This is a genomic window from Nocardia mikamii NBRC 108933, from assembly GCF_001613505.1.
Lineage (GTDB): Bacteria > Actinomycetota > Actinomycetes > Mycobacteriales > Mycobacteriaceae > Nocardia > Nocardia mikamii.
Genome location: NZ_BDCM01000025.1, coordinates 17,742 through 42,126 on the forward strand (window position 1 = coordinate 17,742; position 24,385 = coordinate 42,126).

A 24,385-nucleotide genomic window follows, 5' to 3' on the forward strand; every position below is an offset into this window, starting at 1 on the left:
CATGGATATCAAAACAACGCTGTATGCAGTCGCCGATCTGTTCATGATCGTCGCCGGGTTCACCACCGGATGGAAGTTCATCCGGAACTACGGAAATTACCTCCTCGGCCTCGAATGGATCATCGTGGCGAGTTCGGGAACCAATTTCCTCATATTCGGACTGGTCGGCGCCGGGGAAACCAGCCCGATGTACCACCTCGCCTTCTTCTTCGACGCATTCTCCCGATCGGTCGGAATCACGGTGATTCTCGTGCTCGGCCTGATGAAGGTGACACACGGGTTCAAACCGTCGGCCGCCGTCGATATCGGCGTGTTCGGGCTGGCCATCGCCGGCGGACTGATCATGTCCTTTTTCGCCGACGATCTCGGTCTGGCCGCGGCGATCTTCTATGTCGTGATGAATGCCCTCACCACTGTGTTCCTGTTCTATTTCGCCTGGCGACTGTGGAACGCAGGTGAGCACCGCAACGCCATCGCCGTAGCCGTCGTCTCCACCGCGGCCGCAGCGATCGCCGGGATGTACGACTTCTACCGCATCCCCGGCGACGACGATCATCACACGATCTTCTACATCCTCGCCCTCACCACTTGGGCCTGCCAGATGCTCGTGTACTACTTCGGCTATCGCGCGCTGCACAACAGCAACGAGCGAATTACTGCCGCTTCCTCGGTCTCGAATACGGCGTCGGCTCGCTTTACGGGATATCCGTCTCGGACACAGGCGAATTGAACTCGGCCGACTGCCGAAGGAAGAGACGGGCGCGCACCATCTTCGAGCGCGAACTCGCTCGAGCCCATCACGAGAACACCATGAAGTCCTTCGCCTACATCGTCGTCAGGTGGCGACGAGGGTGTTCATCTCGGATCCCGGTGCGCACCCGGGAACGGATTTCGTCGCAGCCGTCGGCTGCGTCCATCTCGAGCAGTCGTGGGTGGCCCTGGAACCGGTCGGCCAGAAATCCACTGAAGTCACCGTGCCCACCGCGCGCCGAGATCAAGTGCGGGCCGTCCGGGCGGCGTAGCGCGGACCCGAAGCGGGTCGGGGGGCCGGGTGTGGTCAGGCCTCGAGTCGGACGGCGCGCAGCGCCAGGTACAGCTCGGCGGCGGACTTGGGGTCCGAGCAGCGGCGGCCGGTCAGTGTTTCGATCCGGCGCAGCCGCTGATGGATGGTGTTGCGGTGGTAGTTGAGTCGTTGCGCCACTTCGGTATTGGAGCCGCCGCAGTCGAACCATAGATCGAGCGTGTCGAGCAGAGTGTCGCGGTCCTCGTCCGGGAGGTCGAGAACGGCACCGAGGACCTCGTGCGCGAGTCCGCGCGCCGCGTCCGGCGCATGGACCAGCACCAGCGGCACCGGCGCGCTGCCGTAGTCGACCACATCGCAAGTGCCCGGCCGTGCGCAGCGCGCCGTCAGTTCGGCCTCGCGCACGGCCGCGGCGGTACCGCTCAACGCGGAGAAGCTCCGGCTGACGCCGACGCGCCCGGCTGCGATCTGCCGGAGTCGAGCCAACGCCGATTCCCGGGCGCGCGGGCCACAGAGGCTGACCAATCCGATGCTGACGCCGGCGTCGTTCTGCCACACCGAATTCAGGTAGGCCACCCGTAGCCGGCGCTCGGCGCCCGGCAACGGATCGACTGTCGGGACACCGGATACGGCGTGGATCGCGATGAACAGGCCGGTGCGCGGAAGATGGAGCGTCCGGCTGATTTCCGAGATGGCCGCCGCGTCGGTCTCGCCATGGAACAGCGCATCCAGCAGTGCGCGGCGATCGGCATCGGCGCGGGCGGTGCGCTCGGCGAGGTAGCCGGTGTAGGCGTTGGCGGCGGCGCTCGAGTAGTCGTCGATCAGCCGCCAGACCTCCGACCCCAGCGACAGCACCGTGTCGCCGCTCGCCGCGGCGAGTGAACGTTCCCAGATCAGCCGCCCGGCCAGCCGATAGGCGTGCAGGAGCGCCGCGAGCGGGACACCGAGTTCGGCTTTGGTGCGACCGACATCGGCAGCGGCCCGTAACCGCCGCCCGCCCACCCCGGCGAGCTGGCCGAGCACCGCGACCATATTGTCGTGCACAGCCGCGTGCAGCAACGGTTCCGGCACGGCAGTGGTCTCCGCGTAGGCGTGGTCTCCGGTGCGGATGCGCTCGACCAGTTCGCTCGTGAGGTCGTCGACCCTTTCGAGCAAGGTGCGAGCCACCGCTTCGGACCCGTTCGCGGCTGGTCCGATCAGGGTTGGCATGAGTCGATGGTACGAAAATCGACGAGCCCCGGTGTGTGCTGGAGCACACTCGCCCGCCGCCGAACCGGCGACCCGGGCACATGGTGCACCCCCCGCTCCGGCCTGCACCATCGACTCGTCAGTGATCTGGGCCATATCGGCCCGTATACGTAGCGAATCGAAATGAGGTGCCGTCGTGTACGACTACGTCGTCGTAGGCGCAGGTTCGGCCGGCTGTGTGCTGGCTGCCCGGTTGTCCGAGAACCCCGATGTCCAGGTTGCCCTGATCGAGGCCGGGCCACGCGACACCGCCGAGGAGATTCATATCCCCGTCGCCTTCCCGGCGTTGTTCAAGAGTGCGCTGGACTGGGATCTCGACACCGAACCCGAGGCCGGACTGTACGGGCGCCGCGCCTATCTGCCCCGAGGCCGGATGCTCGGCGGTTCCAGCTCGATGAACGCGATGATCTACATTCGCGGCGCCCGCGCCGACTACGACGGGTGGGCGGCCGCCGGCGCCGAGGGCTGGAGCTACGACGAAGTCCTGCCGTACTTCCTGCGGGCCGAGGACAACGAGCGCGGCAAGGACGCCTATCACAATGTCGGCGGCCCCCTGTCGGTCAGCGACGGCCGATCGGTCAACCCGCTCGGTGAGGCCTTCCTCGCCGCGGCCGAGCAGGCCGGTTTCGGCCGCAACGACGACTTCAACGGGGCGACGCAAATCGGGGTCGGCCGCTACCAGCTGACGCAGCGATACGGTATGCGCTGCAGCGCATCCGTCGCGTATCTGCACCCGGCACTCGAGCGGCCCAATCTGACGGTCATCACCGATACGCTCGCCCACAAGGTCGTGTTCGACGGCGGCCGCGCGACCGGAGTCCTGGTCGGTCGCGGCACCGAGACGGAACTCATCGCCGCCCGTCGCGAGGTGGTGTTGTCGGCTGGGGCCTACGGTTCGGCACAGTTGCTGTTGCTGTCCGGCGTGGGGCCCGCGGAGTCCATCGCGCCCTTCGGTATCGAGGTCCTGCGCGAACTGCCGGTCGGGCAGAACCTGCAGGACCACCCGGCGGTGTTCCTGAACTTCCGCACCGATCGGGAATCACTGATGACCGCACTGTCACCGGAGAACCTGGCATTGCTGCAGACCGAAGCCCGCGGCCCGTTGACCTCGAACGTCGGAGAGGCGGGCGGCTTCTTCGAAACCCGGCCCGGCCTCGCGGGACCGGATGTGCAGTTCCACCAGGCGCCCGCGCTGTTCTACGACGAGGGCATGGGGCCGCTGCTCGCGCACGGCTTCGGATTCGGCCCGTGTGTGATCAATCCGACCAGCCGGGGCGAGGTGACGCTGCGGTCGGCCGATCCCGCTACCGCGCCGCGCATCCGGCACAACTACTTCGACACCGAGGCCGATCGGGCCGCCATGGTCGCGGGCCTGCGAATCGGGCTCGACATCGCCGCCCAGCCTGCCCTGCGCGAGGTCACGTCCGGCGAATTCAGTGTTCCCGCTTCCGATTCCGACGAGGATCTGCTCGACTTCGCGCGCCGCACCGCCCAGACGCTGTATCACCCGACTTCGACCTGCGCGATCGGCTCGGTCGTCGACCCGCAGCTGCGGGTGCTGGGATTGGAAGGGTTGCGGGTCGCCGACGCATCGGTCATGCCGGCCGTCGTGCGCGGTAACACCAATGCCCCGACCATCATGATCGCGGAGAAGGCCGCCGATCTGATCGCCGCCGACCTCGAGGGTGCGCGTCGATGAGCCGCGCAGTGACCTCTACCGTCGACACCGCGATCGCCGCCCTGCGCGTCGGCGAAAAGACCTGGAGCGCCACCGATCTGGCGCAACGCCGGCTGCTGCTCGAACAACTGCACGCCGCCACCGCGGCGCACGCGCAGGAATGGGTGGATATCGCCGCCGGCATCAAGGGCCTGCCGGCCGATTCACCGCTGTTGGGCGAGGAATGGGTGAGCGGTCCGTACTCGCTGCTCACCGGAGCCGCCGCGCTCGCCGAGAGTGTGCGCGCACTGGAGAGCGGGCGCAGTCCCGTCGACGGGTATCCGATTCGATCGGCGCCCGGCGGCCGGGTGGCCGTCGATGTCTTCCCGCACGGACTGTTCGATCGGTTGTTGCTCAACGGTTTTCGCGCCGAGGTCTGGTCGCGGCCCGGAGTCGATGCGCAGACGTTGCGCGCTCGATCGGGGCTGGGACAGCGGACGCCCCGCAGTACCGGCGGAATCGGTGTGGTGCTGGGCGCGGGCAACATCTTCTCGATCGCGCCGCTGGATGTGCTGTATCAGTTGTTCGCCGACAACCGTGTCGTCGCGCTGAAACTCAATCCGATCACCGATCCCCTGCTGCCCGTCCTGGAGCGGATCTTCGCACCGGCGATCGAGCGCGGCCTCGTGCGCATCCTCACCGGCGGCGCCGACGTCGGCGCGGCGCTGGTGAACCACCCCGAAGTCACCGCGGTGCACATGACCGGCAGTGCCGCCACCCACGACGCGATCGTCTGGGGCACCGGCCGCGCCGGTGCACAGCGGAAGGCGAGCGGACAACCGTTGCTCGACAAACCGATCAGCAGCGAACTCGGCGGTGTCTCACCGACGATCGTGGTTCCGGGGCGCTGGTCGAACGCCGATTTGCGTTTCCAGGCCGAACATCTGGCGACACAGCGGCTGCACAACAACGGCTACAACTGCGTCGCCGCGCAAGTGGCCGTCATCAGCGCCGACTGGCCGCAGAAGCAACGTTTCCTCGAGGAACTGCGCGCCGCGATCGAGCGGACGCCCCAGCGGGCGGACTACTACCCCGGCTCTCACGACCGGGTGGCCGCCGCACGCACAACCTACCCGCAGGCCCAGGCGATCGGCCCGCGCACACTGATCGAGGGGCTGGTGCCGACCCGCGGCGAGCCCGCCCTGCACACGGAGTATTTCGCGCCGGTACTCGGCGTCATCGAAATACCCGGCCCCGCAGGCAGTTTCCTCGCCGAAGCAGTGCGGGTGTGCAACGACGAGTTCGAGGGCACGCTCGGCGTCAACCTCATCTCACATCCGCGCACCATCAAAGCGCTCGGGAACGAATTCGACACGGCTGTAGCGACTTTGCGCTACGGGACGGTCGCGGTCAACGCCTGGACCGGATTGGGCTATCTGACCGCCCGGGCCACCTGGGGAGCCTTCCCCGGCCACACCCTCGACGACATCCAGAGTGGTATCGGCGTCGTGCACAACGGCTTGCTGATACCCGAGCCCGAGCGCACCATCGTGTACGGACCGTTCCGGCCGGCGCCACGCTCCATCGTCAACGGCGAATTCACGCTCTCGCCGAGACCGCCGTGGTTCGTGACCAACCGCACCGCCGCGACCACCCTGCGGCGGCTCACCCGGTTCGCCGCGAAACCTGGGTTCACGCATCTCCCAGGCATTTTCGCCTCCGCGCTGCGCGGCTGACGATCGTTGCGAACACAGAACGTGCAGGCGGGGCCCTCGGCCCGCCTGCACGTCCTGCGGCGTTACTGGTCGCCAGCAGTCGAGCGTCGGCACAGGGGTGCCGGACTGACGAACTCAGGGCCGAGTCAGCACGCGCGAACCGATTCGATGGGCGAGTTCGAGCGCGAGTTCCACCGCCAGGCGCCGCTGCGCCGGCGGACAGCCGAGTAGCTCGGTCGCCCGGGCGACGCGCTGCAGCACCGTATTCCGGTGGGTGTGCAGGCGGGCCGCGGTACGGGGACCGTTCTCGGCCTCGTCGAGGTACACCCGCAGTGTCTCGCGCAGCCGCGCCGCGCCGGGCGTATCGGCGGCGAGGGGGCCCAGTGTGGTGGCGACGAATTCAGCTGCGCGGTTCAGATCTCGAGCAGCCAGGTCGGCGACTTCCAGCTCGCGGTAGCGGGTGAGCCGAGGCCCGCCGGGATGACCGGCGAGCAGATTGTGCATGGCCAGGGCCGCCTCGTGCGAGCGCCGGAAGCCGGCGATCCCGGCGCGCGTCGGTCCGACCGCGACGCGAATATCGGGATGGGCTCGATCGAGCGCCTCGCGCAGGATTTCGGTGTCGGGCTCGGCATCGGTACCCAGCCACGCCCAGAGCGTGGAACTGCCGGCGGAGAGCATGAGAAGACGGACACCGACGGCGCGAGCCAGCATGGTTGCCGCCGATTCCAGCGCGCCCTGCACCTCCCCGGTCGGCTGCGTCCACAGGATGAGCGCGGTATGACGGCGTCCGAGTTCATAACCCAGCCGCTCTCCCGCCCGGCGGCTGTCGATAGGGGCGCCGTCGAGGACCAGCCGGATCGCCTCCGCGCGCCTGGCCAGAGCACCGCCCAGAACCTCCTCGCGTTCCCGCTGCGCCTCGGCGATGACGCGCCCGATGACGTGATCGACGTATTCGAAGATGCGTTGCGAGGAGATCTCGAGCAGCGCGACGAGCTGTGGTCCGGCACCGACGATATCGGTGGCGTGCGCCAGGTAGAAGCGCCAGGCCGTGTTCTGTCCGCGCCGGTAGGACTGGAAGATCACATCGAGGTCCATTCCGCGCCGGGCGACGGTGCGGGCGACATCGAGCGCTTCGGGCGGCACATCGATCGGTCCCGGCGCGGCGTCGCGCCGCGCGAGCATGGTCAACAGCCGCACGGCGTTGGCGCGGTTGCTGGCCGACATATCCGCGACGAGCGCGGCATCGGCGCCGACCATCGGCGACAATTCGATCTCCGCGGCGTCCATCTCGGCGACGAGCCGGTCCAGATCGGCAAGCATCGCTTCGGCCACCCGTCCCATCTGTTCGACGAGCTCCGGAGCGGCGATCGAACCATTCATGTCAGCCAGTGTGCGACGGCACATAATCGTGCGCAAATCCCGGTCCTGCGGACATACCGCGGCAGCGGCCGCAGTTCTAGCGTGAACGTCATCACAGCCCGCCCGACCTGCGGTCAGGAGATTTCAGTGACCACGACCAGCCCTCCTACCACCGATTTCGACGTGGTGATCATCGGCGCCGGCATCTCCGGCATCGGCGCCGCGTGTCATCTCGCAACTCGCCGGCCGGGGACATCGTTCGCGATCCTCGAGGGCCGCGACGAGGTCGGCGGCACCTGGAGCCTGTTCCGCTACCCCGGCATCCGCTCGGATTCGGATATGCCCACCTACGGTTACGGATTCAAACCGTGGACCCATCGCAAATCGATAGCCGACGGACACCTCATCCTCGATTACCTGCGGGAGACGGCCGCCGAGCACGGGCTGGACGCGCACATCCGCTTCGGGCACCGGGTGATCGGCGCGCAGTTCTCCTCGGCGACCGGCCGGTGGACGGTGACCGCCCGGCGAGCAGATGGCGCCGCGGCTCGATTCACGGCCCGGTTTCTGTTGCTGGGCACCGGAATCTACGACCACGAGCGGGGGTTCACCCCCGAATTCGCAGGCATCGAGGATTTCCGGGGTCGAGTGGTCCATCCGCAACAGTGGCCGCGGGATCTGGACTACACAGGTAAGCGGGTGGTCGTGATCGGCAGCGGCGCCACCGCGGTGACGCTGCTCCCCTCCATGGCGGATACGGCCGCCCACGTCACGATGTTGCAACGCTCACCCAGCTACGTCTTCTCCCTTCCCGCCGAGGACGTGATAGCCAATGCGCTCAACGCCGTGTTCGGCCATGAGCGTGCCGCCCGGCTGGTCCGATGGAAGAACATCGCCTTCACGCGGGCGATCTTCAAAGCCTGCCAGCGTTTTCCGCGCACAGCGCGCAAGGTATTGATCGCCGCGGTACGCCGGCAGCTGCCGCCACATTTCGATGTCGACACGCATTTCACTCCGCGCTACAACCCGTGGGAACAGCGGCTGTGCATCGTGCCCAACGGTGATCTGTTCAAGGCCATTTCGACCGGCCGGGCCTCGGTGGTCACCGATCGGATCGAGCGGTTCACCGGCAACGGCATTCTGCTGGAGTCCGGCCGTGAGCTGGCCGCCGACATCGTCGTGACCGCAACGGGTTTCACGATGTCGCCCTTCGGCAAAATCGGCTTCGAAGTCGACGGCCGAGCGGTGAGCCTGCCGGAGACGACCGTCCACAAGTCGACGATGCTGTCGGGGGTGCCCAACCTCGTCTTCGTCATCGGCTACACCAATATTTCCTGGACACTCAAGGTCGACCTGGTCGGCGAGTACTTCTGCCGCCTCCTGGATTTCATGGACTCGCGCGGCTACCGCACGGTCGAACCCACGCTGAGCGATCCCCGGATGAACCGGGTACCACTGGTGCACGACCTGACCTCGGGCTATGTCCAGCGCGGGATCGCGGCGTTCCCCCGCGCGGGCACCGAGGACCCCTGGACGGCCGAGATGGCCTACGAGAGTGATCTCGACCGCCTGCGCAACGCCGCGATCGACGATCCGGCGCTGAAATTCGGCACCGGCACGTCGACGGCGGCCGCTCTCGTCGAAGAGTTGGCGCGATGAAGGACATCACCTTCACCAGCCACGGTTCCCGCTGCGCCGCATGGCATCTGACCGGTAACGACACATCGGTCGGGCGTCCGTGCGTGGTCATGGCGCACGGCTTCGGCGGCACCCGCGATACCGGACTGCTCGGCTACGCCGAAACCTTCGCCGGCGCCGGGCTCGACGTGCTGGTCTTCGACTACCGCGGCTTCGGCGACTCCGAAGGAACTGCCCGGCAGGATGTTTCGGTCCGCCGTCAACGACAGGACTACCACTCGGCGGTCGCCGCGGCGCGGCTTCTCCCCGGCGTCGATCCGCATCGCATCGTGCTGTGGGGGACCTCGTACTCCGGCGGCCACGCGGTCGCGGTCGCCGCGCAGGATCGGCATATCGCCGCGGTCGTCTCGATGACGCCGGCAATGGACGGGCTCGCGACGCTGAGACACCTCGTGCGGTGCGCCGGTGTAGGCCAATTGGCCCGCGTCGCGGGACACGGATTGGTCGACGCCGCACGAACCCTCACCAGCAGCGCGCCGCACCACGTACCGATCGTCGGCCCGCCAGGATCGGCCGCGATCATGACCAACCCCGGTGCCGAGGAGGCCTACGCCTCGGCAGCGGGCCCGAGCTGGCGCAACGAAGTCCGCGCACGCACCGCCCTGACGGTCGGACTCAACCGCCCCATCCGCTACGCGCGTCGGCTACCCTGTCCGATCCTGATCCAAGCCGGCTCCAACGACCACGTCGCACCCCCGGAGGCCGCTCGCGCGGTCGCCGTAAAGGCCGGTGCGCGAGCACAATTGCGTGAATATCCCGTCGACCACTTCGACGTCTACGACGGTCCGTGGCAACAGCGCTTGTCCGCCGATCAACTCGAGTACCTCGCCGGGGTGCTCGCCGAATCGGCCGCCCTCTGATCCAGCACGCCGGCCCGCGCACATACCCGATCGAGCCCTGCGCTGATCTGGGCGAACGGACTTCGCAAGAAGTCGGGGGCCCGGGCCGTCGTGCGGTTACTTTGCCGAGGGTGCGGGCTGGTTGATAGTCGTGAAGTACTGCACCGCAGCCATGATCGCGATCGGTGCGGTCACCAAGAGTTGTCCCGCGGCGGTTCCCAGGGCACCGATCGCGACGATACCGCCGAGGCAGCCGATCGCGGCGGCAGGCAGGAAGGCGCCGAACAATCCGATGATCGCCGCCGCGGCGACAGTCGCTCCCGCGATGCCGCCGAGCAAACAGCCGACGGCGGCACCACCGACGCCACCGACGAGTGTGCCGATGGTGGCGCCGGTGAGGATTGTGCTCGAGAGCCGACTCCAGGCGGCCTGTTCGCGGTCGTACTCGTTTTTCCACGGTGCCTGGTTCTCGTAGGGCAATGCCACCGGTCGGTACGCAGCGTGTCGCAGGTCGAATTGCGGGGTGAGAACGGCGCGGTTGCCGTGGATGTCAGCGACGATCGGGAAGACGAAATCATCGACGCGGAAAGAGAGTTCGGCGCCGGCCAGCACCGGACCACCGTCCTTCGGCCGGATGGTGAGGACACCGTGATCGGTGGATATCGTTCCCGCGGAGTCGGTTTCGACGATGGCGGCCTTCGGTGTCAGGGTGGCGGTGTAGCCGATGGGTGTGGCCGTGTGAGCGGTGTCTGCAGTCGCGGTGGCGCAGGTGATGCTGATGGCGGCTGCCAGCAGTGTCGAGGTGATGACGGTTTTTCGCATCTTCTTCCTTGTCTTTCGAGGGGTTCGCTGTCACACCGTTGCGGGTGTGTCGTCGCGGGGATCTGTGATCGGTTCGGCCGCAATGCCGTCGGTGGTGGCGTGGGCGCGCGGCAGCAGCAATGCCACCAGTGCTGCGAGGGCGAAGAATCCGGCGCACACGATGAGGCCGCCGCGAAAGCCGATGCTGCCGGCTAGTCCTGCCAGAATGAACGGCGCCAGCGCCGAGACTCCGCGCCCGACGTTGAAACAGAATCCGGCGCCGGTGGCACGGGCCCTCGTCGGGAACAGTTCGCCGAGGTAGGAGCCGAACAGGCCGAAGAATGCTGTGAACGCACCGAATACCGGTCCCATCCACAGCAACGCCGTCCGATGCGTGGTGAGTGCGTACACGGGCAGTGTGAGCGCGACTCCGAGCAGCGTGAGGATAATTGTCCTGTGCCGGCCGATGCGATCGGCGAGGATGCCGAAGCCGTTGTAGCCGAGGAACATTCCCACGTTCAGGATGGTCATGAATGTCGCGACAGAACTGGACGGCAGATCACGCTCGGTAGTGAGGTATGTCGGCAGCCAGGTGGTGGCGCCCCAATAGCCGAACAGGGCCAACGCAGCCATGACGGTGCCCAGCAAGGTCCGGCGGCGTAGCGAGGAACCCAGAACGTCGCGAACCGAAACAACATCGGCGCTGGTGCGTGCCTTCTCCGCCGCCCAGCTCTCGGATTCGGCGAAGAAGACCAGAACTACGCCGGCGGGCAGGATTACCGCGGTGCCGGCGACCAGGAACATCAGTCGCCAGTCCGGCAGAAACCAGCCGGCGATGCCGGCGGCCATGGCGCCACCAGCCGGGAAGGCGCTGATCACGAATGCCGCCGCGCGGCCTCGGTGCTGCTCGGGCCAGGTCTCGACCACATATGCCGAGACGACGCTCCACACCGCCCCGAGCCCCACTCCGGCAAGGAAGCGCAGCAACAGGATTGTCTCGTAGTTGGGTGCGATCGCGATCGCGACGGTGAAGGCGCCGAAGGTGAGCAAGGACGCGACGAGGGCCTTCTTTCGACCGAAGTTGTCGGCTACGAAGCCTCCCAGGACGCTGCTGACTCCGATGCCGACCAGGGTGGCGGTGGCCAGGAGCCCGCTTTGGGTGATGGTCAGGGCCAAGTCCTTGCGGATGGTCGGTAGCGCCATGGAGAGCAGGACTATTTCCAGGGCATCGAACAGGTAGGCGAGAAAGCACCCGCCGAGCACGATCCAACGACTACGTCGCATCGTTGTACCTCCAATATGAGCTGCCGAGGTCATGAGGCCTGGGCAGCGGTGATCGTCGAACAGGGGGCCGGTGCTTCCCGTAGACGTGGTGTCGGTGCCGGCCCATGAATCGCGAGAGCGGAGCCGGACACAGGTTGCGATTCGGTCCCGACCTCGGTCGGCCCAGCGCTTCCTGTGTTCAGTATGATTAAACAGACGTGACGTGATGTCAACCACAACGAAACACTTTGCGAATGATCGAGTGCCCGCGACCGTAGGAACGCCAGCGGGGCACTGCCATCGCCGCCTACCGCCCTCCGCGCAAACACCGTTTGATTCGGGAGTGCATAGGCAATGCACCGGCAGGGGACGCCCCTATCCGGTACCGGTACGGGTACTGTTCATTTCAGGTAAACCGCTAGCGTTCACTGTGGGTTGATCAGCCAGGCCAGTAGACAGGGGTGTCCCGCATGCAGGACAGGATCGGGCAGGCTTTGAAGCAGGCGCGCACGGACCGGAATTTGAGTCTGCGCGCGCTGGCCGCGGCAGCGGGAATCTCCGCCAGTCAGCTCTCGCAGATCGAGAACAACAAGTCTCAGCCGTCTGTGAGCACTCTCTACGCGCTCGTCAACCGTCTCGAGGTCTCACTCGATGAATTGCTGGGACTCTCCTACGGCCGCACCGGGTCCGGCGCGGAACCGGCCGCCGAGTCGTCGACAGGCACGCCTCGTTCGGCCGGAGTCGTTCAACATGCGGCGAACAACCCGGTGCTGGAGATGGCCAATGGGGTCCGCTGGGAAAGGCTCGCCGTCGGCCCCGGGGCGGACGTGGACGCCCTGCTGGTCACCTACGAACCCGGTGCCGCGAGCTCGGTCGACCGAATGCCGATGCGGCACTCCGGAACCGAGTACGCCTATCTGTTCGCCGGGGAGTTGACGTTGCTGCTGGATTTCGACAAGTACACGGTCAGCGCCGGCGACTCACTCTGTTTCGACTCCACTCGCCCGCACATGTACGTCAATCAGTCCGACCACACCGCGAGCGGCGTGTGGTTCGTCACCGGCCGCCACGAGTCCGGGCCATCGCGGGAGTGGGTCGACGCGCAGCTCGGCGGTACCGGCCCCGAATCACCGATGCGGGTGACGAACGCGGTCGATGCACTGGATCTACTCGGGACCACGACGAAGCGTTCACAGCCGACACGAGCGGGCCACGGCAGCTAGGTTGCCGATTCAGGCAGCGAAAGTCACTGCGGCGGAGTATCTTTCGCCGCAGTCAGTCTTCTGATGACGTCCAGGCTTCGGGTGAGGTGCGGTTCGGTTCTGCCGGCGCGGTGGGCGAGGGCGAGTCCGACGGTCGTGGTCGGTCGCAGGGGGCGGTAGGTGACACCGTCGAGGGTGAGCGCGGCTACCGGTTCGGGCACGATCGCCACGCCGACGCCGCCCGCGACGAGGGTGACCAGGGTCGAGGTTTCGCCGACTCGGTACCGGATGCGCGGTTGGATGCCGGCGTCTCGTAGCAGGCGCATCACGACGCCGTACATGACCGATGCGCGGTCGGCGGAATGCACGATGAGGTCGGTGTCGGCGAGCTCGCGAGCATCGACCTCCGAATGGGCGGCGAGGGGATGATCGGAGGGCGTGGCGAGCACGAGTTCGTCGTTGCGGAGGAGTTCTACGGCCAGTGAGCGGTCGGTGACCGGTGGACGCAGCAGGGCGATGTCGACGGCGCCCGTGCGCAGCGCCTCGATCTGGTCGGGGACCAGCATTTCGCCGCGGAAGGCGAACTCGACCCCGGGTAGTTCGGTGGCGAGGTGACGCGACAGTGTCGGCAGCAGCGAAGCCGTCGCCGAGCCGACGCAGCCGATGGTCAGGTGCCCGACGGAGCCTGCCGCGACCAGCCGTGCCTCGCGTGCGGCGTCGTCGAGCGAGGCCAGGATCTGCCGGGCGCGAGCGAGGTAGGCGGCCCCGGCCGCGGTGAGCTCCACCTTGCGGGTCGTGCGTTCGAACAGCGACACGCCCAAATTCGCTTCCAGCTGGCGAATCTGCTGCGACAGCGGCGGCTGAGCCATGTGCAGGCGGGCGGCGGCGCGGCCGAAGTGCTGCTCCTCGGCGACAGCGACGAAGTAGCGCAGGTGCCGAACATCCATATCGAAAACATCCTAATCGGGCACAAGATAGGTACTTCACGATATCAACGCAGGGCTCTAGCGTCGAAGCGGTGACCGAAGCTCACCTCTACACCGCGGCGCGAACACCGTTCGGCCGGTTCAATGGCGCACTGGCCGGGACCAGGCCCGACGACCTCGCCGCCGCCGTCATCCACGCCACGCTCGCGAAAACGCCCCGGTTGGATCCGGCCGCTGTCGACGACATCGTGTGGGGCAACGCCAACGGCGCCGGCGAGGACAACCGCAACGTCGGCCGCATGGCGGCGCTTCTGGCCGGAGTCCCGGTCAGCGTTCCCGCCACCACCGTCAACCGGCTGTGCGGATCCGGTCTCGACGCGGCGATGATCGGCTCCCGGCAGATCGAAACCGGCGACGCGACCCTCGTACTGACCGGCGGCGTCGAGTCGATGACCCGAGCGCCCTGGGTGCTGCCCAAGCCGGGCCGCGCGTTCCCCGCAGGGGACGCGACGCTGGTGTCCACGACGCTGGGCTGGCGCCTGGTCAACCCGCGCATGCCGGCCGAGTGGACCGTCAGCCTCGGCGAGGCCAATGAGCAACTCGCGCAACGGTTTTCGATCAGCCGCGAACGTCAGGACGCCTTCGCGGTCCGCTCCCACACCCTCGCTGCCGCCGCGTGGGCCGACGGCTTCTACGACGACCTCGTGACACCGGTCGAGGGTGTCGACCTGCTGCGCGACGAGGGCATCCGCGCCGATGCGTCCGTCGACAAGGTGGCGGGGCTGAAACCGAGCTTCCGCCCGGACGGCACGATCACTGCCGGGAACGCCTCGCCTCTCAGCGACGGGGCCTCGGCTGTCCTGCTGGGCAGCCCGGCCGCTGCCGACCTTGTCGGCGTGTCACCTGTGGCCAGGATCGCCGGCCGTGGTGCGCATGCGGTGGAACCGCAGGCGTTCGGTTACGCACCGGTCGAGGCCGCCAACCGAGCGCTGGCGCGGGCGGGTATCGGCTGGGGCCAGGTCGGTGCCGTCGAACTCAACGAAGCGTTCGCGGTGCAATCGCTGGCGTGTGTGGACGCCTGGAAGATCGACCCGGAGATCGTGAACACCCGAGGTGGCGCAATCGCCATCGGCCACCCCCTCGGCGCCTCGGGCGGCCGCATCCTCGCCACACTTTCGAAGGTACTGCGCGAACGCCGTGAACGCTGGGGAGTCGCCGCGATCTGCATCGGCGTCGGACAAGGCCTGGCCGTCGTGCTGGAGAATCCGGAGGTCACCCGATGAGCGCCACCATCGTCCCCGGCACCGACGACGCGGTCGCCGGAATCACCGACGGCGCAACGGTATTGATCGGTGGATTCGGTTTGGCGGGAATGCCGTTCGATCTCATCGACGCGCTGATCCGCCACGGTGCCACCGACCTGACGATCGTGTCGAACAATGCCGGAAACGGCGACGTCGGTGTGGCCGCCCTGCTGGCGGCGGGACGCGTGCGCAAGGTGATCTGCTCGTTCCCACGTCAAAGCGACTCTTACGTTTTCGATCGCCTCTACCGCGCCGGCGAGGTCGAACTCGAGGTCGTTCCGCAGGGCACACTCGCCGAAAGAATGCGCGCGGCGGGTGCGGGCATCGGCGCCTTCTACTGCCCCACCGGCGTCGGCACGATGCTGGCCGAGGGCAAGGAAACCCGCACCATCGACGGCCGCGACCACGTCCTCGAAATGCCACTGCGCGGCGATGTCGCCCTGATCGCCGCGCACCGCGCCGACACGCTCGGCAACCTCGTCTACCGCAAAACCGCCCGCAACTTCGGCCCCGTCATGGCGACCGCGGCCACCACCACCGTCGTCCAGGTCGGCGAGATCGTCCCCGCCGGCACCCTCGATCCCGAAGCAGTCGTGACACCCGGCATCTACGTCGACCGCATCGTAGCGACCCAGGCCCGTCACTACACCGTGCAAGGAGCCCGCTGACATGGCCTTGACCTCCGACCACCTCGCCGCCCGCATCGCTCGCGACATCCCTCGCGGCGCCTACGTCAACCTCGGAATCGGCCAACCCACCAAGATCGCCGATCACCTCGACCCCGAACTCGCCGTCACCCTGCATACGGAGAACGGGATGCTCGGCATGGGCCCCGCCGCGGCGGGCGACGACATCGACGCCGACCTGACCAACGCCGGCAAAGTGCCGGTCACCGAACTCCCCGGCGCCGCCTACTTCCACCACGCCGACTCCTTCGCCATGATGCGCGGCGGCCACCTCGACGTCTGTGTCCTCGGCGCCTTCCAAGTCAGCGCACGTGGCGATCTCGCCAACTGGCACACCGGCGAACCCGGCGCCATTCCAGCAGTCGGCGGAGCGATGGATCTCGCCATCGGCGCCGAACGCGTCTTCGTCATGATGACCCTGTTCGACAGATCCGGACTCCCCAAACTCGTCCCCGAATGCACCTACCCTCTCACCGGCATCAACTGCGTCAGCCGCGTCTACACCGACCACGCGATATTCGACATCACCGCTCACGGCGTCGAGGTGCGCGAGACATTCGAAACAGGTCTGGACGAACTACGAAACCGCCTCGCGGTACCCCTCGAATTCGCTGCCGGACATCAAGCCCCCGTGACGTACTGAGCCTGCCACACACGCTCCGAAACTTCGCGACCGAACATCTCGTTCGGGCTGCTCAACCAATTGCCCAGGAGGACAAGGGTGCGCACACCCACGCAATTTCTTCGGTACGTCGCGTTGGGCGACAGCCAGAGTGAGGGACTCGGCGACGGCGATGAACGCACGGGGCTGGTCGGCCTGGCCGACCGGCTCGCCGCGACGATGGCCGCGTCCAATCCCGCGTTGCAGTACGCGAATCTGGCCGTGCGGGGCAAGCTCGCAAGCCAAGTCCGCTACGAACAACTCGACGCTGCGATGGCGCTTCAGCCGGATGTCGCCACGGTGATCGCCGGCGGGAACGACCTGTTGCGACCGAACTTCGACGCCGAGGCCGTCGGTGAACATCTCGAGGCGACATTCGCGCAGCTGACCGCTCAGGGCACGGTCGTGGCGACTGTGACATTTCCCGATGTCGCTCGCGTCATTCCATTGGCCCGGGTGCTCGGCCCACGCACAGCCGCGCTCAACGAAGCGATCCGGAACGCGGCCGCGCGCCATGGCGTGCTGGTGGCAGAAACCGGTGACCACGAAGTGATGACCGATCCGCGCATGTGGTCCTGGGACCGTTTGCACGCCACCCCGCTGGGCCACCAGCGCTTCGCCGACGCACTGGCCCAGGCCCTCCACCTGCCGGGGTCCGACAGCAGCTGGACCGAACCGCTTCCCTCCGCCGCACCACAACTCGGCACCGCCGCGGCAATCACCGCCGAACTGCGCTGGGTAACAGGCTTCCTGACACCGTGGCTGCTTCGCCGCCTCACCGGCAGGTCATCCGGCGACGGGCGAGTCGCCAAACGGCCACATCCGGCCCCGGTCGATCTCACCCCGGACGCGCCGGTCCGAGCGACGCAAAACCGAGCCGCCGGCTCACATCCGAATGCGTTCACGACAGGGCAACGGCAGTCACTTCGGTGATTGCCCGTGCCGACGTGACCCCGCCCCGTCGTTCACTATCGTCCGGTACCGAATCGATCGGCGACCCAGTCGGCGATGAAGTCGACTGTGGCCGACATGTTGTCGGCGGCGCAGTGCTCGACTCCCCCGTCGTCGAGGGTCATGATCTTCAACTGCCGGTTCGGCGAATTGACGGCTGCGTCGTACTGCTTCTGCGCCATGGCCGGCGGAACTTGGCGATCGTTCGCACCGTGGACCACCAGGAGAGGGACCTCGATCTTCGCGCTGGCCTCGGCCATCGTCAGCGACGCGGCGAAGTCTGCGAACTCGTCCACCGAGTTCTTTCCGAACACCCACATCACGTGCTCCCAGAAGTGCGGGACCGACGGCTCGGCGGTTCCGGTGCGTTCGCGCGCCCGGCGGGTGCGCTGCAACTCGCCCCAGTCGTAGATGGCGCCCCACGCGGCGCACAGCGCGAAACGCGATTCGAATGCCGCGGCGCGGGGCGCGAAGTAGCCGCCGAGCGACCACCCACCGACACCGATCCGTTCCGGATCGCAGTCGGACCGCTCGGCGAGATAGTCGAAGCAGGCGGACCCGTAGCGCTCGGCCTCGGCGATGCCGGTTAGCCCGCGGAGTCGCAGCGTTTCCCCGGTGCCGGGCTGGTCGATGATGAGCGTGGAAATTCCGCGCTCGCGATATTCTCGGGCCAGGCCGGTGCCGTAGACCATCTCCTTGGTCGAATCGAGGCCGTTGAACTGCACCATGTATGGCGTCGAGCCATCGCCGTCCGCTTGTAGGAGCAGGCCGGGCAAGGTGGTGTCGATATCGCCGTCACGGTACGGAACTTCGACGAACTCACAGTGGTCACCACCGAGCTCGACCGACCTACGGAAGCAGTCGAGACCGTTACGGTAAGCCACTTTCCACGGCTCGAACGACCGGCTCTGCATCCGCTCCGCGGTCAGGTAGTAGATCGACGCACGGCGGTATCGCGTCGCCGCCGAAAGCTCATGGCCCGCAGTAACATCCGCGTCGGCCTGTCGGCGGACCCGATCCGCGATCGCACACAGGCTCGCGAACAACTGCTCCGAATCCGGTCCGGCACCGATCAGGGGGCGGCATGCTTCGTCGATCTCCCCGATCGCGGCGCCCTGCGCGAGTGCCAGATTGATCGAGAGATTCCAGACGTAATTTCCCGGGAAGGGTTCGAACACCGCTGGGCTCCTTAGTGTTTCATCGTGTCAGTCCGAGGAGTGCCGAGGTGAGTCCCAGGTCGGGCCCGAAGTCCTCCAGGCGGCCCGTGCGGCAGCCGTCGGATCGCATCTGGATGCGGTCGCAGAAGAGGCTGACGACCTCTCCGGTGAGCGCGGTACCGAGCACGACATGACCGCGCATGGATCCTTGGCTTCGGTCCATCGATCGGTCGAGGTTTTGCAGCAGCAGCGGGGCGAGGTCGGCCGTTTCCGTCACTCCGGCGGCGTTGGCGCGCAGCTGGGCGGTGACGCTGGTCAGGTTCGACAGGGTGCCCGCGAGCTGGTCCTGATATTGGCTCAGGGTTCCGCTGGTGTTGGCCAACATCCCGTTGAGCTGGTCGAGAGTCGCTTGCAGTCCTGGTGCTTGTTCGGCCAGCAACTTCGACAGCTGGGTCATCTTGTCGCTGAACTCGCGCACCGAATGGTCGTTGTCGGCCAGCATCGTCGTCAGTTCGTTGAGTTTGCTGATGATGCCGGTGATCGCATCACCGTTGCCGACGCCGACCTTCAGGGCTCCGGACAAGGCAGCCAGGGTGTCGTGAATCTTCTGCCCCTGTCCGTTGACCATGGAGTAGAGCAGTTCTCCCGACAGCGGGCCGGTGTCGGCGCCGGGTTCGGGCTCGAGGGCGGCGGCGAACTGGTCGATCGTTTTGATCATCGTGTCCAGCTCGATGGGAGTGCGTGTCTGCTGCACGGTCAGGTGCGCATCGGCCGGCAGTGCCGGACCGCCGGTATAGCGGGGCGTGAGTTCGATGTGACGATTTGTGACGATCGACGGTGAAACGAGGGCCGCGACAACGTGTTCGGGTATCTGCACCGAAGCATCGATGCTCATGTGGACTTCGTTGTATTCACCGTGGGGGATGATCTTGTCCACCGTGCCGATCCGGAGCCCGAGCACGGTGACGGGGTTCCCGTCGAAAATGCCCGCAGTGTCGCGGAAGTCGGCGGTGATGTGGTTCTCGGCGCGGCCCGGGGTGCGTAGTGCGGTGCATCCACTCAACAGGAGGGCGGCGGTGCAGACGGCGGCGGTTACGCCGGCGCGGGTCGTTGTCATCAGTGACCTCACATGCCGGGATCGATGAGGATCTTTCCTTCCACTCGACCGGCGGCGAGTCGGTCGAGGGAGGTGCCGAGCTGGTCCAGCGCGACGGCGGGTTCGACGAATTCGCCGCCGATGACGCCGTGGGCAAGGATGTCGAGTGCTGCGGGCAGATCGGTGTCGCAGATGTGTGCGAGTGTGGTGTCGAGGGTGACCTCGCGGAAGATCATCGAGTGAATGTCCAACTCGGGCTTGCCTTTCGGTATGCCGACTGCCAGGACGCGGCCGCCGTCGGCGACCATGGCCAGTGCTTCGGCGAGCTGCCCCGGCGCGCCGCTGGCTTCGATGACGACCTCCGGCCGGTGGCCGCCCAAGGCCTCTCGGACATCGCAGGCGATCGTGTCCGATGTGGTCAGTGCTCGATGGGCGCCCAGCCGCATCGCACGCTCGAGCCGGTCGGCCGCGATATCGACGACGGTGATGTCGAAGCCACCGATGTGCTCGAGCCCGGCGATGACGAAGGAGCCGATGGCGCCGGCGCCGATCACGACGACGCTGTCACCGTCACGGCCTCCGGCGCGGCGAGCGGCGTGGATGCCGACCGCGAGCGGTTGCGCGAGAGCGGCGTGGTCGATCGACAACCCGCTGGGCAACCGGCGAAGCGTCTTCGAAGGGACCGCAACGTATTCGGCCATACCACCGTGGACGTTGAGCCCGACAGTCTTGTAGTGCCCGCATTGGTTTGTGCGACCTTCGCGGCATCTGCGACAAGTCCCGCACCATACTCCGGCTCCGCTGGCGACCAGATCTCCGACGGCGAGGTCGGAATCGGAGTCGGACCTCACGATCTCACCCACGAACTCGTGCCCGGGAATGATAGGACCCAGATGGCCGCTGTGCGGGTGGCGTCGTGTGACGGGATAGGTTTTCGGTCCGGCGATCCACTCGGATGCGTCGGTACCGCAGATCCCCGACCGCAGCACTCGCACGAGCGCTTCGCCGCCGCCGGGACTCGGCACGGGTACTTCTTCGAGCCGGATGTCGCGTGCACCGTAGTACACAGCAGCCCTCATCATCTGTGGCACAGGCGATTTCCTCAAGGGTGTTTCAGGTCGTCGTCGGTGGCGAGGACCAGGTCGAAAGTGATGCTGTGCCAGCCGCCGCGGGGGTGGGTGCCGTCCGGGGCCGGACCGTCGTCGTGATGGACGGCGCTCACGACCAGGTCTTCCTTCACGCCGAACACAGCGTCCGTGGCGAGGTAGGGGTCGCCGGAGAGGAAGATGTGGGTGATCAGGGTCCGAAATCCGGGGGCGGTGACCATGAAATGCAGATGCGCGGGGCGCATGGGGCTACGATTCGTCGCCTGCAGCAGATCACCGACCGGCCCGTCGTGCGGGATCGGATACGGCGCGGGCAGAACCGACCGAAACCTGTACTCGCCGTTGATATCCGAGCGAAGCCATCCACGACCGGCCGAGCGGCCGTCGGGGTACTGGACATCGTAGAAACCGTCCTCGTCGGCCTCCCAGACCTCGATCCGAGCGCCCGCGATCGGTGTGCCGGTGACCGAGCGGACCTGCCCCGACACATAACAGGGCGCGCCGGAGGCGCCGCGAGCGATATCGCCGCCGAGCGGCACTTCGGGAGCGTCGTCGACGAAGAACGGGCCGAATACCGTCGATTCTGTGGCGCCGGGTTCGGCGGGCTCGTTGATGGCGACGGTCAGCATCGACAACCCCAGAACGTCCGACAGCAGAATGAACTCCTGGCGGCGTTCGTCGGTGATATGGCCTGCGCGGGTGAGGAATTCGATCGCCCGCTGCCATTCTCGTTCGCTGAGCCGGACCTCGCGGGCGAAGGCATGCAGGTGCCGGACGAGGCTGTGCAACACCGCGCGCAGCCGAGGATCCGGCGTCGCGTCGAAGCTTGCCAGAACCTCGTCGGTAACCGCTTGTTCCCGCCCGGATACGGCGGTGTGGTCGAGGATCATGCGATTGGCCCTGTCGGCTCGGATCCGGCCCACGCCGCGTGCAGGATCGCGCGGACGCCGGCGGCGGTGACGGGTGTCGGGTTGTCGCCGGGGGCGATCGCGACAATGTCGTCGACGACAGCGTCGAGGTCTGCTTCACCAACACCGAGGTCGCGCAAACCCGTTGAAACACCGAGCTTTTCGCTCATCTCGCGCAGCGCCGCGATGGGATCGGGCCGCCGGAGCGCGGCGCCGATCCGGTCGGTGGCCGCCGCCGCGTTCGGGGCGTTGTACGCGAGCACATACGGCAGGACGATCGCGTGCGTTCGGGCGTGAGGCAGATCGAAGGCACCGCCGAGGACGTGGCAGATCTTGTGATGCAGTCCCGAGCCGGCCACCGCGAAGGCCGATCCGGCCAGATATGCGCCGAGCAGCAGTTCGGTTCGCGCCGTCAGGTCATCCGGCGCCGCGGTGACTGTTTCCAGGCCCCGGCTCAGATGCCGGATACCGTCCTCGGCGACCGCGCTCGACACCGGGTTGCGCCCCGGAGCCCAGAATGCTTCGACGCAGTGAGCCATGGCGTTGAGGCCGCTGGCCGCCGAGAGGTCCGCGGGCAACGACAGTGTCAATTCCGGGTCGTAGATCACCGTCCGTGGCAACACTCGCCGGTCGGTGCCCGTGGTCTTGCGGCCCTCGTCGGTCATTCCCCACACCGGTGTGACTTCCGACCCGGCATAGGTCGTCGGGACGGCGATGATCGGCAAACCCGTCGTCAGGGCAACGGCTTTCGCGGTGCCTGTCGTGGAACCGCCACCCACGGACAACACCAGATCCGAGCCGTCCGCCGCCTCGCGGGCGCGCTCGGCGACCTCGACCGGTACGTGCGGGCGCACCCCGGAGAATGTCGCAGACAGCCGGTCGGCGAACCGCTCGCACAGCCGGGCCGCGAGCTCGTACTCCGAAGTGGAAGCGATCAGCAGGATTGCCTGCGCGCCCAGTCGGTCGACCTCGTCGAGCAATGCGGTGCGCGCCGCGCCCGCGCCGAAGACCACTCGGCCGGGCAGCGCGTCGTAGGTGAACATCGTCATCGGTCATCTCCCGGAATCACTGTCGGCTGATAGGCGAGCAGCAACCAGCGATCACGGTCGCGCACCCACACCGCCAGCGCACGGTTGGCCAGCTTCTTGCGCACTCCCCCGGCGGTCAGATCGGCGTGCATCTCGCCGACGACGACCGCGGTGTCGCCGGCGACGACGACGCCGCGCACCGGATGGTCGATGTGGTGATACACGTAGTGGCCGGACCTCAGCTTCTCGACATAGCTGTCGAGGGTGTCGACCTCGGCGTTGGAGTGGGTGTAGACGAGATCGCGATGAGCCAGGGCGAGGAAGCCGTCCACATCGCCCGCGATCACGGCCGCGTACCGTCGGTCTTCGAGCGAGCGAATCGTCGACTCGACTGCGGCGGTGATGGGTGCGTCGGTCACAGGTGTGCTCCCTTCCGCTGATCGCTGGAAAGTGCCGAGTACGAGGACCCGCCGCGTCGTCGTCTCAGCACGGTGAGGACCTGGGCCATATCGGCCTGCCCCAAGCCGGTCCCCACGGCCTCCTCGAGCACGCCGAACGCGGCCTCGGCTCCGGGGAGGTCGAGGTCGTGGCGGTGTGCGAGGTCCAGGGCGAGGCCGAGGTCCTTGCGGATCAGGGCGACTGTCGCCGCGACAGCGGCGGTCTCCGGCGCCAGATACGCCTGTTGCTTGTATCCGACATACGGCGCCCCGGCCGCGCTGTGGCGCAGGATGTCGTAGAAGGCCTCCGGATCCAGATCGCCGGCCTCGGCGAGAACGAGCCCTTCCGCGACGGCTTGACTCAATCCGGCGAGGACCGCGTTCACCGCCAGCTTTGCCACCGACCCCGAACCGAGGGGCCCGGCATGAAACTGTGCCGCGGTCATCGCCGCCAGCACCGGGCGACACTGCGCGAATTGCTCGACAGAGGATCCGACCATCGTTGTGATGGAGGCGGATTCGGCCATCGACACACTGCCCGACACGGGCGCGTCGATGACCTCCGCCCTGGTGCGATCCGCGATTTCGCGCACGGCCTCTGGACCGATCGTGCCCATCACAATGTGCACGTGACCGACCGCGACCGCTCGCAGTCCGTCGACGACCACAGCGTGCGTGGACGGCCCATCGGGCAGCATGCTGATCGACAACGGCGCCACCGCGAGATCCTCGATCGAGTCGACCAGGGTGAGCCCCTCGGGGACGTACTCGGCCACGGGATCGTAGGCGAGGACGGTATGCCCCGCCGCCGCGAGGTGGGCGGCCATCGGCCGTCCCATCCGCCCCAATCCGGCGAACCCGATCAGCACGGCAATCCCTTACCGGCGAAGCGCCGGCACACCCCGCTCGGACGGCGAATGCGGCCGGCGACGCCGGTCGCCGACCGTGGTGCGCGGGTCGATCGTGATCGAGGGATCGAGGATGGCATCAAGGGCTCCTTCGGCGTCGATGAGGGGAAATGGGAGGTTCAGCGAACCCAAACTATGTTAAGCAGCATGGAACACTCGGAGGCAGGATGTCAACCATCGAGGAGGAGCGTCAGAGCTTCGCGCACAGGAATACACCCGCAATACGCGGCTTATACTGCGGTCAACCGCCCACGCTGGGTGCGTATTCTGGAGCAGCAGAGGTGGGCGACCCGATTCGTCCTGCGGCCGAACAGTCACGCACTACTGTTCACTGCGAGTTGACGAAAATGTAGACAGGATGTTCGATGCGTGGTGAGATCGGCCAGCAGTTGCCGCACGTTCGCCCCGAACGGT

General features: G+C 67.0%; 23 protein-coding genes. 11 read left to right on the forward strand and 12 right to left on the reverse strand.

Annotated elements, in window-relative coordinates:
* Position 1: 1 nt before the first annotated feature.
* Positions 2-730, forward strand: coding sequence for a hypothetical protein (locus NMI01S_RS31035; protein ID WP_063002296.1), 729 nt, complete (start codon positions 2-4; stop codon positions 728-730).
* Between the two features lie 109 nt (positions 731-839).
* Positions 840-1,022, forward strand: coding sequence for a hypothetical protein (locus NMI01S_RS35580; RefSeq protein WP_174554593.1), 183 nt, complete (start codon positions 840-842; stop codon positions 1,020-1,022).
* Between the two features lie 35 nt (positions 1,023-1,057).
* On the opposite strand, the gene NMI01S_RS31040 is transcribed toward NMI01S_RS35580, so the two are convergent.
* Positions 1,058-2,230, reverse strand: a complete 1,173-nt coding sequence (locus NMI01S_RS31040) for a PucR family transcriptional regulator (RefSeq protein ID WP_063002297.1) — start codon at positions 2,228-2,230, stop codon at positions 1,058-1,060.
* Positions 2,231-2,405: 175 nt separating this feature from the next.
* Here NMI01S_RS31040 and NMI01S_RS31045 point away from each other — a divergent pair, with 175 nt between their 5' ends.
* Together NMI01S_RS31045 and NMI01S_RS31050 are read left to right on the forward strand one after the other, a co-directional pair.
* Positions 2,406-3,968 (forward strand): GMC family oxidoreductase, encoded by a 1,563-nt coding sequence (locus NMI01S_RS31045; RefSeq protein ID WP_063002298.1) that lies wholly within the window; start codon positions 2,406-2,408, stop codon positions 3,966-3,968.
* Entirely contained in the window at positions 3,965-5,662 is a 1,698-nt protein-coding gene (locus NMI01S_RS31050) for an aldehyde dehydrogenase family protein (protein WP_063002299.1), read from the forward strand. The genes NMI01S_RS31045 and NMI01S_RS31050 overlap by 4 nt, the downstream gene beginning before the upstream one ends.
* Before the next feature lie 114 nt (positions 5,663-5,776).
* Here the strand turns inward: NMI01S_RS31050 and NMI01S_RS31055 are convergent, their stop codons facing one another.
* Positions 5,777-7,021 carry a PucR family transcriptional regulator gene (locus NMI01S_RS31055; protein WP_063002300.1) on the reverse strand — a complete coding sequence of 415 codons (1,245 nt, stop codon included), beginning with the start codon at positions 7,019-7,021 and terminating at the stop codon, positions 5,777-5,779.
* Positions 7,022-7,141: 120 nt separating this feature from the next.
* Between NMI01S_RS31055 and NMI01S_RS31060 the strand changes: the two genes are divergently transcribed.
* Together NMI01S_RS31060 and NMI01S_RS31065 are read left to right on the forward strand one after the other, a co-directional pair.
* On the forward strand, positions 7,142-8,659 hold the full coding sequence (locus tag NMI01S_RS31060) for a flavin-containing monooxygenase (protein WP_063002382.1): 1,518 nt from the start codon (positions 7,142-7,144) through the stop codon (positions 8,657-8,659).
* Positions 8,656-9,558, forward strand: a complete 903-nt coding sequence (locus NMI01S_RS31065; protein WP_063002301.1) for an alpha/beta hydrolase — start codon at positions 8,656-8,658, stop codon at positions 9,556-9,558. Before NMI01S_RS31060 ends, NMI01S_RS31065 begins: the two co-directional genes overlap by 4 nt.
* A 96-nt stretch (positions 9,559-9,654) precedes the next feature.
* Here NMI01S_RS31065 and NMI01S_RS31070 read toward each other — a convergent pair whose 3' ends face one another.
* Together NMI01S_RS31070 and NMI01S_RS31075 are read right to left on the reverse strand one after the other, a co-directional pair.
* On the reverse strand, positions 9,655-10,359 hold the full coding sequence (locus NMI01S_RS31070; RefSeq protein WP_063002302.1) for a DUF8020 domain-containing protein: 705 nt from the start codon (positions 10,357-10,359) through the stop codon (positions 9,655-9,657).
* Between the two features lie 30 nt (positions 10,360-10,389).
* Positions 10,390-11,655, reverse strand: coding sequence for an MFS transporter (locus tag NMI01S_RS31075; protein ID WP_245717101.1), 1,266 nt, complete (start codon positions 11,653-11,655; stop codon positions 10,390-10,392).
* 416 nt (positions 11,656-12,071) lie between these two features.
* Here NMI01S_RS31075 and NMI01S_RS31080 point away from each other — a divergent pair, with 416 nt between their 5' ends.
* Positions 12,072-12,824 (forward strand): helix-turn-helix domain-containing protein, encoded by a 753-nt coding sequence (locus NMI01S_RS31080; RefSeq protein WP_063920915.1) that lies wholly within the window; start codon positions 12,072-12,074, stop codon positions 12,822-12,824.
* A 23-nt stretch (positions 12,825-12,847) separates the two neighbouring features.
* Here the strand turns inward: NMI01S_RS31080 and NMI01S_RS31085 are convergent, their stop codons facing one another.
* Positions 12,848-13,750, reverse strand: coding sequence for a LysR family transcriptional regulator (locus NMI01S_RS31085; protein WP_063002304.1), 903 nt, complete (start codon positions 13,748-13,750; stop codon positions 12,848-12,850).
* A gap of 71 nt (positions 13,751-13,821) precedes the next feature.
* Here NMI01S_RS31085 and NMI01S_RS31090 point away from each other — a divergent pair, with 71 nt between their 5' ends.
* The 4 genes from NMI01S_RS31090 (at position 13,822) to NMI01S_RS31105 (ending at position 17,313) form a co-directional block, all read left to right on the forward strand.
* Positions 13,822-15,012, forward strand: coding sequence for a thiolase family protein (locus NMI01S_RS31090; protein ID WP_063002305.1), 1,191 nt, complete (start codon positions 13,822-13,824; stop codon positions 15,010-15,012).
* Positions 15,009-15,701, forward strand: coding sequence for a 3-oxoacid CoA-transferase subunit A (locus NMI01S_RS31095; RefSeq protein WP_063002306.1), 693 nt, complete (start codon positions 15,009-15,011; stop codon positions 15,699-15,701). The genes NMI01S_RS31090 and NMI01S_RS31095 overlap by 4 nt, the downstream gene beginning before the upstream one ends.
* 1 nt (position 15,702) lies before the next feature.
* A complete protein-coding gene (locus NMI01S_RS31100; protein ID WP_063002307.1) occupies positions 15,703-16,362 on the forward strand; it encodes a 3-oxoacid CoA-transferase subunit B in 660 nt (219 codons plus the stop codon).
* A gap of 78 nt (positions 16,363-16,440) precedes the next feature.
* Positions 16,441-17,313 (forward strand): SGNH/GDSL hydrolase family protein, encoded by an 873-nt coding sequence (locus NMI01S_RS31105; protein ID WP_084513413.1) that lies wholly within the window; start codon positions 16,441-16,443, stop codon positions 17,311-17,313.
* Between the two features lie 35 nt (positions 17,314-17,348).
* Here NMI01S_RS31105 and NMI01S_RS31110 read toward each other — a convergent pair whose 3' ends face one another.
* The 7 genes from NMI01S_RS31110 to NMI01S_RS31140 are packed head-to-tail and all read right to left on the reverse strand — an operon-like array spanning position 17,349 to position 23,932.
* Positions 17,349-18,509 carry an alpha/beta hydrolase family protein gene (locus NMI01S_RS31110; RefSeq protein WP_063002308.1) on the reverse strand — a complete coding sequence of 387 codons (1,161 nt, stop codon included), beginning with the start codon at positions 18,507-18,509 and terminating at the stop codon, positions 17,349-17,351.
* 19 nt (positions 18,510-18,528) lie between these two features.
* On the reverse strand, positions 18,529-19,605 hold the full coding sequence (locus NMI01S_RS31115; protein ID WP_063002309.1) for an MCE family protein: 1,077 nt from the start codon (positions 19,603-19,605) through the stop codon (positions 18,529-18,531).
* 8 nt (positions 19,606-19,613) lie between these two features.
* Positions 19,614-20,666, reverse strand: coding sequence for a zinc-dependent alcohol dehydrogenase (locus tag NMI01S_RS36315; protein WP_369689942.1), 1,053 nt, complete (start codon positions 20,664-20,666; stop codon positions 19,614-19,616).
* A 20-nt stretch (positions 20,667-20,686) separates the two neighbouring features.
* Complete coding sequence (locus NMI01S_RS31125) at positions 20,687-21,580, reverse strand: intradiol ring-cleavage dioxygenase (protein ID WP_063002311.1); 894 nt, start codon at positions 21,578-21,580, stop codon at positions 20,687-20,689.
* Positions 21,577-22,647 (reverse strand): maleylacetate reductase, encoded by a 1,071-nt coding sequence (locus NMI01S_RS31130; RefSeq protein WP_063002312.1) that lies wholly within the window; start codon positions 22,645-22,647, stop codon positions 21,577-21,579. Before NMI01S_RS31130 ends, NMI01S_RS31125 begins: the two co-directional genes overlap by 4 nt.
* Positions 22,644-23,045 (reverse strand): nuclear transport factor 2 family protein, encoded by a 402-nt coding sequence (locus NMI01S_RS31135; protein WP_063002313.1) that lies wholly within the window; start codon positions 23,043-23,045, stop codon positions 22,644-22,646. The genes NMI01S_RS31130 and NMI01S_RS31135 overlap by 4 nt, the downstream gene beginning before the upstream one ends.
* Positions 23,042-23,932 carry an NAD(P)-dependent oxidoreductase gene (locus NMI01S_RS31140; RefSeq protein WP_063002314.1) on the reverse strand — a complete coding sequence of 297 codons (891 nt, stop codon included), beginning with the start codon at positions 23,930-23,932 and terminating at the stop codon, positions 23,042-23,044. The genes NMI01S_RS31135 and NMI01S_RS31140 overlap by 4 nt, the downstream gene beginning before the upstream one ends.
* Positions 23,933-24,385: the final 453 nt, after the last annotated feature.

Coding starts and splice junctions, on each gene's coding strand:
- NMI01S_RS31035 (WP_063002296.1), top strand. CDS start 2: ATGGATATCAAAACAACGCTGTATGCAGTCGCCGATCTGTTCATGATC.
- NMI01S_RS31075 (WP_245717101.1), bottom strand. CDS start 11,655: ATGACCTCGGCAGCTCATATTGGAGGTACAACGATGCGACGTAGTCGT.
- NMI01S_RS31100 (WP_063002307.1), top strand. CDS start 15,703: ATGGCCTTGACCTCCGACCACCTCGCCGCCCGCATCGCTCGCGACATC.
- NMI01S_RS31065 (WP_063002301.1), top strand. CDS start 8,656: ATGAAGGACATCACCTTCACCAGCCACGGTTCCCGCTGCGCCGCATGG.
- NMI01S_RS31070 (WP_063002302.1), bottom strand. CDS start 10,359: ATGCGAAAAACCGTCATCACCTCGACACTGCTGGCAGCCGCCATCAGC.
- NMI01S_RS31115 (WP_063002309.1), bottom strand. CDS start 19,605: ATGACAACGACCCGCGCCGGCGTAACCGCCGCCGTCTGCACCGCCGCC.
- NMI01S_RS31055 (WP_063002300.1), bottom strand. CDS start 7,021: ATGAATGGTTCGATCGCCGCTCCGGAGCTCGTCGAACAGATGGGACGG.
- NMI01S_RS31050 (WP_063002299.1), top strand. CDS start 3,965: ATGAGCCGCGCAGTGACCTCTACCGTCGACACCGCGATCGCCGCCCTG.
- NMI01S_RS31130 (WP_063002312.1), bottom strand. CDS start 22,647: ATGACGATGTTCACCTACGACGCGCTGCCCGGCCGAGTGGTCTTCGGC.
- NMI01S_RS31095 (WP_063002306.1), top strand. CDS start 15,009: ATGAGCGCCACCATCGTCCCCGGCACCGACGACGCGGTCGCCGGAATC.
- NMI01S_RS36315 (WP_369689942.1), bottom strand. CDS start 20,666: ATGATGAGGGCTGCTGTGTACTACGGTGCACGCGACATCCGGCTCGAA.
- NMI01S_RS31085 (WP_063002304.1), bottom strand. CDS start 13,750: ATGGATGTTCGGCACCTGCGCTACTTCGTCGCTGTCGCCGAGGAGCAG.
- NMI01S_RS31080 (WP_063920915.1), top strand. CDS start 12,072: ATGCAGGACAGGATCGGGCAGGCTTTGAAGCAGGCGCGCACGGACCGG.
- NMI01S_RS31125 (WP_063002311.1), bottom strand. CDS start 21,580: ATGATCCTCGACCACACCGCCGTATCCGGGCGGGAACAAGCGGTTACC.
- NMI01S_RS31040 (WP_063002297.1), bottom strand. CDS start 2,230: ATGCCAACCCTGATCGGACCAGCCGCGAACGGGTCCGAAGCGGTGGCT.